Here is a 12,563-nt window from a genome sequence, read left to right as displayed (position 1 = left end):
GACTCCGAGACTCGCGAAGCGCAACGTGCGATCTTGAGGGTCATCGCTACCGGCGTCGGCGAGTTCGGCATCTACGCCGGCGGTCGACCGAGCACCGTCCAGGTGCTGTCCGACATGCTGCTGCTGTCACGCGCGGCACGACAAGCGCTCGTCGACGGAGAGCATTTCGAGTGGATGCCTGCGGGCCAGGTTGACGTGAGACCGATCGCGTCTCACAAGCGCACCGGCAAGGTGGATCTGCGGCCAAGCACTGCCCGAGAAGTTGCTCTCGGCAACACGATCGCCTTCGTTGCGCTGCAGTCGGGCGACCGGGTCACTGACCTGCTGCGCGGACGCGTCAGCGTCCACACCGCGCTCGACCACTACTCCCCGCCACTGCGCGACCACGTAAGCCGTGCGCTCGGTCGAATGAGGCGTCCTACTGCGACCCTTCAGGCGGTGACGATGTCGGTGGTGGATCCGGCCGCGAGAGCCGCAAAGCTTCCCGCCGTCCTGTGGCCCGAATGGACCTCACGCCTCGCACCACGGCGCCTGGATGCGGAGATCGCCGGCGGTGCGCTGGCGGCAGCCGTGGTCTTCGTGGGCACCCGCCTCACTCACGGCTCGGCCATCAAGCTCCTCGATCCCGCAGCACAGGGACGCCAGGTCAGCCACGTCATGCGGTCTCTCGGCCGCAACGCACCCGAGGCCGACACTATCCGCGCGATCGCTCGGCTTGTCGCGTTCCTCGATGAGACCTCGACGCCGATCGACTTCGCACGCCGGCGGGTCATCGATTACTCCGGCATCCTGCCCCGCGACGAGTGGCGCGAGATCTGCCGGATGGCGAACGTCCTGCCCGGTGGGGATCGGCGGTGGCAGACGGCCCGCGCGCACCTCTACGCCCTACTGAGCGGCAATCGCGTGGCGCGGGCGCCCTTCGCTCAAGAGGCCGGCTTCCCCTCGTTCGCCGAAGTTCGCTCGTTTCGCGACGGATTGCCGGAAGTCGTTTCCCGTGAGCTCAACGACTCGGCGACTGCATTCCTGAAGGCGCGGCACATCGATGAGCCCGTGGAATGGATGCCGGACCTCGACCTCGCCGGCGTGATTGTAGATGTCGCCGCATCGGGCGGGGGCGAATGGCCGGAAGCTCGCCCCGCCCGGGCCGCAGTGAAGCCGACCCGCGCGGTCGCGGCGTACTCCGCGGGGCAGTCGGTGAGAGAGATCGCCTTCGAACACGGGGTCGCCCGTCAGACCGTCAGCCGCGTGCTCGAGGAGGTCGGCGTCGAGATTCGCATCGGTCGACGGAGGGCTGACATCGATGTGGAGTGGCTGCGGCGCCGCTACATCGACGAGCGCCGCACCATCCCTGAGATAGCCGCGGAGGTGGGCGTGACGATGACCACGATCAACCGCCACCTCGAGGCCGCTGGGATCCCGCGCCGAGTCCGCGGCAGCGCGAGCCGAGCGACCGCGATCCGGGTTGACCCACGCGCCGGCGACTCGCCGCTACTGCGCCGGATCCTCGTCGGACAGGACGCCACACAGCGCGCCGATCGATTCCTCGTCGTCGCCCGCCACGGCACGATGACGGCCGCCGCGACCGAGCTCGGAGTGACGCTGAGCATCCTCGCGAACCAGATGAGACGGATCGGGGTGGATGCCGGTGGCCCGCTGATCCACCGTGCGTTCCGAGGTCAGCCACTCGCCCTCACCGCGCTCGGCGCCGACGTGCACCGTGAGTTGTCGCGCGCCTTCGAGTTCAGCGAAGCCGAAGGTCGGGCGCGTCGGGCGGAAGAATCTCAGTGAGATCGACGTCCAGCGCCTGCGACATCGCGAGCAGCGTGCGGATCGTCGGATTCGCCGGCGTTCCCGGCTTCGACTCGCCCTTCTCGTACTTCTGGTACGTGTAGCGCGTCAGGCCGGACCGGTATGCGACGTCCTCCTGGCTGAGCCCGCGCTCGTGGCGGAGCCGTTGAAGGTTCGTGGCGAGCTTGCCCGCGTAGTCGCTCCAGGCCGCATCCTCGGGTCTGGTTCGCTTCGACACTGATCCAGCGTTTCCGCGGACGGGCGTCGGTGTGGCCTAATCGGTATGGCATTCCTCGCGTAGCGGAGATCTAAGTCCATGACGGCCGTGACCGGCTGCTCGGGCGTGTCGCCGGCAGTCGGCCAGACTCGATACGCTCGGCCGGTGACGAAGACGGCACGAGAGATGTTCGCTGCGATCGATGTGGATGCAATCGTCGGCGACGACACGCTAATCGACGCGCACAGTCGCTTCCAGGCGCTCGCGGATGACCTCGACAGCGAGTCCGCAGGGGCGCACGCGTATCGGAGCCTCTCGGCAATTGCCGGGATGATGCTCGACGGGTCTGACTGGGATAGCCCGTATACGCCGCTGATGTCACTCGGAGGCAAGCGCACGGCGTTGCCCGACGACCTGGACAATGAAGCGCTCGAGTTCTTTGGCCTACTTCTTGAAGAGGTTCCTCCATCCGTGCTCGCGGCGCGCATGTGCGACATCTTGTTAGTTCGAGAGAGCGATCGGGGTCGGCGATTCTCACTCGCCAAGCAGCACGCCGAGATTGTTGCGGCACTTTCACTGCTACCCGACCCCGACGACCAATTGATGCAGATGTGGATCCGCGCCGCTGAGATAGCGGGTCGCTACCGCCTCAATGACGGCGTTCAGGCACTTACAGCCCGGGCGCTCGAAGCCTTTCGAGGCGGCAAGCCCATCGCCGCGTGGCACGTCGCGCAGGCGATGCGACGCGCCCGCTACTTCAACGGCCACTCCGCAGAGATCGCCGACAGGCTCGACGCGCTGGCGAGCGCCGAGCTCACTGCCCATGCGAAGGTTCAGCTCCTCGAAGAGTCGATCCGGTGGCGACGGGGCAATGACGCCGACGCGTTAGCGGCACCGAGTCGAGAGGCGATCGGCGATACGTGGTGGCAAGAAGCAAAGCGACGGAGAGACTCGAGTCTCGTCGCGCGAAACTTCCTAGGCAATGCCTACAGCTCCTACCGTGAGGTTCCGCGGCACCTCCGAAGTGAGCGCACACGAAAGCGTGTCAGGAAGCTCCCGAGGTTGATTCGGGTGGCTGGCGAGCGCGCGCTTGGCGAGATGCAGAAGGTCCGCAGCGGTCCGATCGACCTGTCTCCGATCGTCGAGCAGGCGGAAGCAATCGCGAACGACACCGACCTCATTCGAGGTCTCGCTAGGTGGTTTTCGGCGGCCCCGCTCCAGACCTTCGAAGACGCGCTCCAGTCCTCCAATCAGACGGGGCTCTTGAACATCGTGCCGAGCTCGACAATTACGGACGATGCGCGGAAAGTCCACAGCACAGACGAAGACAGGCTTCGCTCCGGCGTCGATCCGAGTCGATGGGCGCAGATGGTGAAGAACCACTCACTGCACGTTGCTGCGATCGCGACCGCGCACATCCGGCCAGCGGTGATGCAATTCTCGACGAACTACCGACTCGACATCCGGGACTTCGAGGTGATCGTCTCCGCCTCAGGGTTCGTGCCGGCGGACCGCAAGAGCCTTTATGCCCGCGGGCTCCATCACGGCTACTACGGGCGGGTGACCGAGTCACTGTTCATACTTGCTCCCACGATCGAAGCCTGCGTGCGGGGCGCACTGCAGGCGAGCGGAGTTGAGACGCGCAACCTGAAAACCAATGACACGGAGATGGAGCCAGGGCTGAGCGCGCTCATGGAGCTTCCGGAAGCGAATGAGGTTCTCGGTGAGGACCTCGCGTGGAACATTCGAGCCCTCTTCTGCGGGCCGACCGGCCCGAACCTGCGCAACCGCGTTGCGCACGGTCTCCTGGATGAGGCTGAGTCGGGCGGTGATGCGGCACTGTACGCGTGGTGGATGGCGTTCTTGCTCGCGTTCACGCCCTACTATCACGCCGTTCGAGCAGAATCGACTGATGACGTTGATCGCATGGATGACGAGAGCTGACGTTGACGCCGGGCGGCGTCGCCACGGAGGTGTTCCCTGGCGTCGCAGCCACGTTGGCCTTCGGGCGTGGGGGCGCTAGTGCTGCTGAATCACCAACGTTGTTGGTATCACTTTCAGTTTCTATTCCGGTAGCATCGAGCCATGGCCGACCGGGAGATCTATCCTCACGCGCCCATCGCTCTTGTCGTTGCGGAGATCCGACATCCTGTGCGCCGGAAACTGTCGGCCGCCGAGGTAGAAGCGGTAGGTGCCGTGTTGCGCGACGCGCTACCCATTCTTCGGGTGGAGCAAGTCGTCGATGTTGAACTGCCATCGGGCAAGCAGCAGGTCTCGCATCATCCGCGCTTCGTCTCACGGAGTCTTCACCAAAGCGTGACTCTGCGACCTGATGCCGTGGCGGTAGAGACGACGAGGTACGAGGGCTGGGAGGCTTTCAGCGCATTGGTCGCGACCGCCTTGCACGCCCGGAACGACATCGCGCCTCTCGATGGAGTCGAACGCATCGGTCTGAGATACATCGATGAGCTTCGGGTTCCCGCGGAAGCAGGGGCCACCAACTGGTCGGAGTGGGTTGCTCCGGAATTGCTCGGCCCGCAGGGATTGTCAAATGTTCTCGGCGCTCCGATTCAGGAGACGCAAGGCGTCACGATCGTCAAGACTGAGCCCGGCTTGTCCTATACCGTTCGATACGGCATAGGCGATGGACAGGCAGTCGCCTCTTCACCGAATCTGGTTCGGCCCGCTGAACGATCAGGGCCGTTCTTCCTCATCGACATGGATGGAGCGTGGCAACCCATCAGTCGCGGTGTCCCGGAGTTCGATCCTCTGTTCGTGACGGACACGCTCGACGCGCTACATGTCCCCATTAGGTCTGTGTTTGAGTCCCTTATCACTGAGAAACTGAGACAGGAGGTTCTTCGATGACATCGTTGTCAGCGACAGAAAGGCTTGCCCCCACGGGTGGATACGTCGGCCTTCCTGAGGTCGGTGAGACACGAACAACGTTGAGTCAGCACGTCGGAACCATTCGTCAGCAGGTACGTCACCTTGATGGCGATACGCGGGAACTGCATCGGCGTGCGTGGGAAGACGACCTTTCTCAGAGTTGCCAGTTGCTTGGTCGGCAGCGCCCAGCCGACCTGCTTGGGCGGCTTAACGACTGGGGATTCGCCTGGCGCGACGTGGCACGCCTCACCGGAGTTTCGGTACCCGCGCTTCAGAAGTGGCGGCGGGGAGAGAACATCACGGGCGAGAATCGCCTGAAGCTTGCTTACGTCGTGGCAGTGGTAGAGAAGATCGAGCAGGAGATGCTCGTAAACGACCCCGCGTCGTGGTTCGAGATGCCGGTGGCGCGTGGAGTCGCGGTCAGTCCGATCGACCTCGTCGCTAGCGGTAAGGCGCACCTTGTGCTCGACCTTGCGAGTAACCACAGCGCAGTCGATGAAGCGCTCGACGCGTTCGATCCCGACTGGCGTGAGCGATACATAGACCCTGCGTTTGAAACCTTTGTCGCCAACGACGGGATGGTTTCGATTCGGCCGAAGGACTGAGCCGGGGTGACTGTCGATCTCGAGACACCTGCTGTTCCTGAGCTGATCTTTATGGCGAAGGGAGCCGAGGTCGACCCGACCCGTCCGATCTTCACGGGCGACGTGTTTCGTAGGCGGGACGGTTCGACCATGTGGGCCGTTCTTCAGCACCCTTGTGCGTTGCGCCGCGAGGGCTCGGACCTGCTCGAGCAGATTCTGGTAGCGCGGGTGGTGGAGGTTCAAGGCCACAGGTCGAGCTGGTCGAAGGAGGCGTATCGGCGAATGCCCTTGCCTGGGTTGCAGGAAGGCCACGAGAAGCACTCGATCGACTTTCTGGCGCTAGATCTGCTTGGCCCTGACGATCTGCTCGATGGATGTGAACGCATCGCCGTCCTGAGTGAGCAGGGCGTAAATCTCTTGCTCCAACGATGGGTTCATCACAACAGCAGGGTGGTTGTGAAGACGATCACCTTCAACGAGCAGATCTCAGGGCCATTCGCGGAGGCAGACTTGCAGGCCGAGTGGATGACGGACCTCGAAGGAACTGATTCAGCCACGTCGGCTGCCTTCCACGAGTGGATCCGTGCGGGCGCCGAGGGTGGCGCCGGCGTCAACCGACAGACGTTGCTCGATGATCCTCAGACGCGAGCCGGGGTTCGGCGGCAGATGCGAGTTGAGATTAAGGCTCGACTTGCCGCCGAGTGACGCGTCCATGTCCATGCTGGTCACCAGACGTAGGAATGTGCGTGTAGCCGCTCAGTCTCAGCCATCCGGATGGACAAGTTGCTGGATGTAGCCGACGACGCGACGTGGACATATCGCTCCGGAGGGTCGCACGATTCCGCCTCCGACATGGACATTTCTGAGCGGTTCCTACACCAGTTGTAGGTTTTTTGAAGTTGTCCATTTCGCAGATGAAATGTCATGCGATGTCCATGTGGACATTCCGGGTCGCCGTGCCGCGCATGATCACACTCAAGCTGAGTATTTGGAGTCGTGAGCGCCACTGATTATTGCGGTTCAGGGCCACTCGGTATTCACTCTCGGGTCACCGGTATTGCCGGTGAGCGCCACCCCCGCAGGTGCGACGCTCACCGGCCCGGGTTCAGTTGGCCGCGGCGGCGGTGTGCTCGCGCATGTTGACGTCGCCGGTCTCGATCCAGAGGGCGTTGTGGACGATGCGGTCCATGATCGCGTCGGCGTGGACCCCTCCGCCGAGGCGCTGGTGCCAGTCCTTCTTCGCGTACTGGGTGCAGAACACCGTCGAGGTCGCGTCGTAACGGCGTTCGAGGAGCTCGAGCAGCATGGACCGGACGTCGTCGGTGGGTGGATCGAGCAGCCATTCGTCGATCACGAGGAGGGTGAACGTGGAGTACTTCCGCAACCACTTCTCCCGACCCGCTGGCTTGTCTTTCGCGGCGGCCCAGGTCTCTTCGAGGTCGGGCATGCGGATGTAGTGCGCCCGGTAGCGGTGCTGACACGCCTGCTTCGCCAACGCCGAGCCGAGATAGCTCTTCCCGGAGCCGGTGAAGCCTTGGAACACGACGTTCATGTGCCTTGTGATGAACTGGCAGGTCCCGAGCTGCGCGATCACACCCCGGTCCAGGCCGCGTTGTTCGAGCATGTCGACGCGGCGGAGGTCCGCGTTCGGGTAGCGCAGGCCCGCTCGTCGGATGAGGCCTTCGACTTTGGAGTGGGTGAACGCGGCGTGGGCGTCGTCGACGGCGAGCTTGATCCTCTCCTCGAACACCAGCCCCATCGTGAGGCCCTCGTCCTGGATGTCGAGCGCGCGTCGACGAGGGCGGGGACGCCCATCTCCCGCAGCTTCCGCTTCGTCTCGGAGTCGAGCCGGCTCATCGGGTGCCTCCTGCGTAGTAGTCGGCGCCGCGGACGTAGCCGACGGGTTCCTCGTCGGCGGGTTCGAACCATGGGCCTCTGCCGCGTTGGTCCTGATTCGAGTCGAGGATCGGCCGCAGGTGCGCATACCTGGGTGATCGGACGCGGGACTCGAGCGCGATGCCAGCGGCGGCTTCGACACGGGCGGCGGAGTAGCGTCGGGTCATCCGCAGCACTGCCAGCGCAGCCCCGAGCCCCTGCTCATCGACCGGGACGGACTCGAAGATCCGGTTCACGATCGTCGTGGTGTGCTCCCCGACCCGAGCGGCCCACTCCCGCGCCCGTTGCGGGTCCATCTGCTGGTAGCGGGGCCCATCGGGCAGATCGCTGTCATGCGTCCGGTACTCGTTGACCACCCCGGCCGGGGCGAGCAGATGACTGGTGAGCCGCTGATCCCCGGCGAACACCTCCAACATGGTGTCGGTGATGCGCAGGTCGACAGACCGACCGATGTTCTCGTAAGGGACGGAGTAGAAGTTCCGCTCGAACACCACATGCCCGTTCTTCTGAACCTTGCGGCCGTAGAGCCACTGCGAGATCTCGAACGGAACCTGCGGCAGCGGCCGCAGCAGCGGCTTCTCCTCACCCTCGAACACGCTCAGCCGGGAGCCGGCGCGCTTCTGGAACGGCTTCGCGTTGTAAGCGGCGACGCGTTCGTAGACCGCGGCCCGCAACTCCGGCAGCGTCGCGAACCGCTGGTTGCGCAGAGCCGCGATCACCACCGTCGCAACGTTCCCGACCGTGCCCTCGACACTCGGCTTGTCCTTCGGCTTCTTCACCCGTCCCGGCAGCACCGCCGCCGAATAGTGCGCCGCGAGCTCCCGATACGCGTCGTTCAGCACCACCTCGCCCTCGGCAGGGTGCTTGATCACACCCGCCTTCAGGTTGTCCGGAACGATCCGCGGGACGGACCCGCCGAACCAGTCGAACATCGCCGTGTTCGCGCGCAACCAGGTGTCCTGCTTCATATCCAGCGTCGGCTCGACGAACGAGTAGCGGGAGAACGGCAGGCTCGCGACGAACAGGTAGACCCTCGTCGTGGTGCCGGTGACCGGATCGACCAGCTGCATCGTCTTGCCCGACCAGTCGACCTCGACCGTCTGCCCGGCCTTGTGACCGACCCGCGACGCCGCCCCGATCACCAGCACGTGACGCTGGTAGGTCTTGCAGAACCGGTCGTAGCCCATCGCCGTCTCGCCCTTGGCACGGCAGGCATCGACGTACTCGCCATGCAGCAGCTTCAACGTCACCCCGACCCTCGCGAGTTCCCGATGCACCTTGTCCCAGTCCGGCTGCGCGTGAACACTCTCGTGCTCACCACGCCCGGGGAACAGCCGCGCATACACGTCCGCTTCGTCGAGCTCGGCGATGTCGTCCCAGCCGATGCCCTCCCGGTCGGCGGCGTCGAGCACCAGGGCCACACTGGTGCGGGACATGCCCTGCGCGGCGATCTGCCGACCCGTGAGCCCCTCCGCGCGCAACCGAAGCACGAGCTTCACCTTGATCTTGCGTACCATCCGAATCACTCCTTCTGCCGCGTGATAGGCCACGCGGCAGAAGGAGCCTAGGAAGATGGCCCCGAACCCCAATATTCGGTGGCGCTCAACGACGCCATCGCGTCGATCAGCGAGTGGCCCTGAACCCCAATATCAGTGGCCCTCAGAAGCGCAAATACTCACTCAAGCGTCAGAGCCCGTGGCAGCGGGCAATGCAGAATTGATCGCGCACGGTCAGGATCGGTCACGCCTGCGAGGCGGAACTCCCGGCTCGCCACACACCCCAGGCGCGCGGTGCCCGCAAGTCGATTAACTTGGGTGCGCCTCTGCGCTGACGGTGGCACCGTCGGCGGCATGAAACGGAATACTGATTGGCGGCTCGCCCGATCGGTGAGGGACGCACGGGACATCGCCGACGAGCTGACTGCGAAAGGCGTCGCGCTCAGTCTCGGCGGGAGCAGGCATGACCCCACAGACCCGGCGGGGAGGCTGCTTTTCGACGTGCTCGCCATGGTCGCCGAGTTCGAACGCGAGCTGATCGGCATGCGCACGAAGGAAGGGATGGCGGTGGCGCGGGCGAAGGGTCATCTGAAGGGCAAGCAGCCCAAGCTGGCGGCCCGAGGCCGCGGCCCGGTCCGATCCGTCACAGTGCTACTGACCAGGTCGGAAGTCCCCTAGGGCGCCACGTACTCCTGCCGGACCGCGCCCCGCGTGGCGATCTCGATGAACCCAAAGTCGTGGTCGGAGTTCAGGATGACAGCGTCGTTGGCGACCGCGTACGCCGCAATCAGGCAATCGAACGCCGCTGCCGCTCGCATGAGCCCGGTGTCCCACAGCGCCTGCTGAACGTCCAAGGCTTGCTGCTCGTGGGGGTGTTCCCATGCCGACAGTAGCTGCTCCATGTCCGCGCGGAGTTCTTGGTACTCCTGCGGGCTCCGAGCCGAATGGCAGTACTCGAGGACTTGCGGCGGGCAGGTGATGATCAGGTGAGTGGGCGAGAGTTCCCGAAGCCTTGTCGCAATCGCTTCGCTCGTCGAGGCCTTCTGCCAGATGCTGTTGTCGACGAGGTAGGTCGTCACTGGCCGGCAATCGCCGTCGCCGGCGGGATCGTCGGCGCGTCGATCTGGTCGGGCTCGAACGTACGGGCGATGATCCGCTCGACGGCTGCCGGCTGGCGACGGACGGCGATGAGAGTGCGCAGGGCGAGATCCACCGTTTCGCGATTGGAGGTCGTGCCCGCGAGCTCCTTCGCTTGGCGCAGCTCGTTCGGGTCGATGTCGATTGACGTGACGGTCATGACTCCTCCTCCGGTTTATATAAAGCAGTATATAGACCCTTCGCCCGCCGCCGCATCGATCTCAAGCGCGTGCGGCTTCCATCGAGCCAGGTGCCCAAGAAGCTCCCTCCTACGCGCGACGCACGCAAGCGGATCCGCCGATCCACTTCCGGGCGGTGCCCACAATCGGCTCCGCGCGCTCGACGCAATCCGCCCCGCACAAGTGCGGCGGAGCCTTCGGGCTTCTGGTGGTGGCCGCCGGCATCCGGATGGTGCGGCCGCCAACCCGGCCCCACCCAGCTGAGCTTCGGGATACCGTTGCCCAGCCGTCGCGACCCGGGCTCAGTCACGGAGGATCGAATGCTGCTCACCCTTCGCCGGGGGCGTGTAGGTGCAGGTGTCCCCCGCGCACAGCTGCGGCTTGCGACGTGCGAAGCGCTGCCCGAGGACGCATCCCACACAGATCCCGAAGACCGCCTCCAGGTACAGCAGTAGGAGGCACATCCCACAGATCACCTGAGCAATGATCGCCGGCAAGCCCAGCCACCCCAGACTGAAGCATCCCGCTAGGGACATCCCGAAACCCAGGCGCCAGGCGAGGAGCTTCGATCGCGACTCCACCCACTCCGGGCGCTGCGGGCGCGTGATCAACGTACCCAGGACGAGTGTCGGCGTGAAGGCCGTTCCGACGAACAGCCGCAGCATCATCTCGATGGCGAACGCCATTCCGAAGATCCGCATCGGCTGCAGATCCCCCGTGCTCACGCTCCACAGCCACGCCGAGAACCCACCCAGGAACAGAATCCCCGCCGACGCCCGCACCGCGCGTTCGTTCACGACCGGGACATCGAGCCCCGCGACCCACTGACCGACGACAGGCGGTTCCTTCCTCGAGCGAGATGAGTGCATAGATCCGAGTATACCCAGGGGGGTATACTCGGATTGAATCCGATCCCGACGAAAGGCGCAGGAGATGTGTGCTCGTATGACGTGTGGGCAGTGCGGCAAAGCAACGTGGGAAGGGTGCGGTCAGCATGTGGAAGAGGCGCTCTACGGAGTTCCGGCTGACCAGCGGTGCGGGGGTCACCCTTATGCCGCGGCGTAGCCTGCGAGCCGTCGCGCTCGGCGCGGCCCTCGCTCTCTCCGTCGTGATGAGCGGCTGCGCCGCCACGGCGCCTGGCTCCATAGTCATCGGCGACGACACGGTCGTCGTCGATGTGCGCACACCCGCGGAGTACGCCGGCGGGCATCTTGACGGCGCCATCAACATCGATTTTCAATCCCCGCAGTTCGACGCGGCCATCGCGGAGCTCGACCCCGACGACGAGTACGTCGTCTACTGCCAGACCGGCAACCGATCCGCGCAGGCGGTCGCCGCGATGGAGGATGCGGGACTCGACGTGCAGGACGCGGGCGGGATCTCCGAGGCCGAACAGGCCACAGGTCTTGCCATCGTCCAGTGACGTCGGCCGGCCTCACCGTTCACGGCGCGGACCTGTAGAACCGGAACGACCACTCCGCGTCATTCCGCCGCTTCGGGTCTGCCTCGACGTGCGGCCTCGGGGCCAGTGGCCGCGCCACGTCCTGGGGCGCGAGACGCTCCTCGCCCCCGTGAGCTGGACGGATGACGGCTGGCCCCGCGTGGGAGAGCAGAGCGAGGTCGCCGTCGCGCTGCCCCGCCCGTCCCTGCCCGCGCACGAGGTTCGCCCCGCGCCGGTGCGCGACGACTTCGACGCGGAGACGCTCCACCCGAGCTGGCAGTTCCTCCGCCGACCCGTTCCTCTCGACGTCCTGCTGTCGCGCCCCGGGTCGCTCACCCTGCCCACGGGGGCACCGTTGCGCGACAACCGCTTCCCCTCGTTCGTGGGACGCCGTCAGCAGCACCACTACTTCGTCTCCCGGGCGCTCCTCGAGAGCGCTCCCGACGGGACGGGCGACGAGGCAGGCCTTGTCGTGTGGATGAACGAGTCGCACTTCTTCAGCCTCGCCGTGCGCCGGGCCGGCGACGCCTCGGAGGTGGCGCTGCGGCAGGTCATCGGTCGCATCGACCTCGAGACCGTGCTCCAGGAGGTTCCGTTCGGGCCGGTCGTCCTCGAGGTGCGCGGGGATGGAGACGAGTACATTTTCTCCGCGACCGCTGCCGACGGGTCGAGGACCGAGGAGACGCCTCTGGAGGCGCGCTTCCTGAGCACCGAGTTCGCCGGAGGCTTCACCGGTGCGTTCGTCGGGCTGTTCGCGGCGTCGGCCGCGACGGGGTCGTGCGCATCATCACCTCCGACGGCACCCAGAAGGTGCGCAACATCGAGCGCGACCCCCGCGCGACGGTCGCGCAGGTCTCCGGCGCGCAGTGGGTGAGCATCGCGGGCCGCGCCGTGGTGATGCACCCCGCCGCGTGAGACACCACATCTGCGGCGAGA

General features: G+C 65.4%; 12 protein-coding genes and 2 pseudogenes. 8 read left to right on the top strand and 6 right to left on the bottom strand.

Annotated features, from left to right (window positions below; genetic code table 11):
- Positions 1 to 33: 33 nt before the first annotated feature.
- Positions 34 to 1,788: a LysR family transcriptional regulator gene (locus RYJ27_RS13140; RefSeq protein WP_330170732.1), complete on the top strand. Its 1,755-nt coding sequence runs from the start codon at positions 34 to 36 to the stop codon at positions 1,786 to 1,788.
- On the opposite strand, the gene RYJ27_RS13135 is transcribed toward RYJ27_RS13140, so the two are convergent.
- Positions 1,742 to 2,026 (bottom strand): helix-turn-helix transcriptional regulator, encoded by a 285-nt coding sequence (locus RYJ27_RS13135; RefSeq protein WP_330170731.1) that lies wholly within the window; start codon positions 2,024 to 2,026, stop codon positions 1,742 to 1,744. The genes RYJ27_RS13140 and RYJ27_RS13135 overlap by 47 nt on opposite strands.
- A 144-nt stretch (positions 2,027 to 2,170) precedes the next feature.
- Between RYJ27_RS13135 and RYJ27_RS13130 the strand changes: the two genes are divergently transcribed.
- The 4 genes from RYJ27_RS13130 (at position 2,171) to RYJ27_RS13115 (ending at position 6,183) form a co-directional block, all read left to right on the top strand.
- Positions 2,171 to 3,949, top strand: a complete 1,779-nt coding sequence (locus tag RYJ27_RS13130; RefSeq protein ID WP_330170730.1) for a DUF4209 domain-containing protein — start codon at positions 2,171 to 2,173, stop codon at positions 3,947 to 3,949.
- Positions 3,950 to 4,090: 141 nt separating this feature from the next.
- Complete coding sequence (locus RYJ27_RS13125) at positions 4,091 to 4,873, top strand: TIGR04255 family protein (protein ID WP_330170729.1); 783 nt, start codon at positions 4,091 to 4,093, stop codon at positions 4,871 to 4,873.
- An 80-nt stretch (positions 4,874 to 4,953) separates the two neighbouring features.
- The gene (locus RYJ27_RS13120) at positions 4,954 to 5,499 is read left to right on the top strand and encodes a hypothetical protein (RefSeq protein ID WP_330170728.1); all 546 of its coding nucleotides are present in this window, start codon (positions 4,954 to 4,956) and stop codon (positions 5,497 to 5,499) included.
- A gap of 6 nt (positions 5,500 to 5,505) precedes the next feature.
- Positions 5,506 to 6,183, top strand: coding sequence for a hypothetical protein (locus RYJ27_RS13115; protein ID WP_330170727.1), 678 nt, complete (start codon positions 5,506 to 5,508; stop codon positions 6,181 to 6,183).
- Positions 6,184 to 6,583: 400 nt separating this feature from the next.
- Here RYJ27_RS13115 and RYJ27_RS13110 read toward each other — a convergent pair.
- A pseudogene (locus tag RYJ27_RS13110) lies at positions 6,584 to 7,335 on the bottom strand (ATP-binding protein).
- Positions 7,332 to 8,891, bottom strand: coding sequence for an IS21 family transposase (istA, locus tag RYJ27_RS13105; RefSeq protein ID WP_330170572.1), 1,560 nt, complete (start codon positions 8,889 to 8,891; stop codon positions 7,332 to 7,334). The pseudogene RYJ27_RS13110 and the gene istA overlap by 4 nt, the downstream one beginning before the upstream one ends.
- Before the next feature lie 354 nt (positions 8,892 to 9,245).
- Between istA and RYJ27_RS13100 the strand changes: the two are divergent.
- Positions 9,246 to 9,485: pseudogene (locus RYJ27_RS13100) on the top strand (recombinase family protein); the annotation flags it as partial.
- A 59-nt stretch (positions 9,486 to 9,544) separates the two neighbouring features.
- On the opposite strand, the gene RYJ27_RS13095 reads toward RYJ27_RS13100, so the two are convergent.
- From RYJ27_RS13095 to RYJ27_RS13085, 3 genes are all read right to left on the bottom strand, one after another.
- Positions 9,545 to 9,949, bottom strand: coding sequence for a PIN domain-containing protein (locus RYJ27_RS13095; RefSeq protein ID WP_330170725.1), 405 nt, complete (start codon positions 9,947 to 9,949; stop codon positions 9,545 to 9,547).
- Positions 9,946 to 10,167, bottom strand: coding sequence for a type II toxin-antitoxin system VapB family antitoxin (locus RYJ27_RS13090; RefSeq protein ID WP_330170724.1), 222 nt, complete (start codon positions 10,165 to 10,167; stop codon positions 9,946 to 9,948). Before RYJ27_RS13090 ends, RYJ27_RS13095 begins: the two co-directional genes overlap by 4 nt.
- Before the next feature lie 321 nt (positions 10,168 to 10,488).
- Positions 10,489 to 11,055, bottom strand: coding sequence for a DUF4395 domain-containing protein (locus RYJ27_RS13085; protein ID WP_330170723.1), 567 nt, complete (start codon positions 11,053 to 11,055; stop codon positions 10,489 to 10,491).
- A gap of 125 nt (positions 11,056 to 11,180) precedes the next feature.
- On the opposite strand from RYJ27_RS13085, the gene RYJ27_RS13080 reads away from it, so the two are divergent.
- Both RYJ27_RS13080 and RYJ27_RS13075 read left to right on the top strand, forming a co-directional pair.
- Positions 11,181 to 11,609 (top strand): rhodanese-like domain-containing protein, encoded by a 429-nt coding sequence (locus RYJ27_RS13080; RefSeq protein WP_330170722.1) that lies wholly within the window; start codon positions 11,181 to 11,183, stop codon positions 11,607 to 11,609.
- 148 nt (positions 11,610 to 11,757) lie between these two features.
- A complete protein-coding gene (locus RYJ27_RS13075; RefSeq protein WP_479691272.1) occupies positions 11,758 to 12,501 on the top strand; it encodes a beta-xylosidase family glycoside hydrolase in 744 nt (247 codons plus the stop codon).
- The last annotated feature ends 62 nt before the right edge of the window (positions 12,502 to 12,563 follow it).

The sequence above is a fragment of the Microbacterium limosum genome, from assembly GCF_036324365.1.
GTDB classification, from domain to species: domain Bacteria; phylum Actinomycetota; class Actinomycetes; order Actinomycetales; family Microbacteriaceae; genus Microbacterium; species Microbacterium limosum.
Note: the sequence above shows the minus strand (reverse complement) of the source record. Positions and strands in the feature narration are given on the sequence as shown.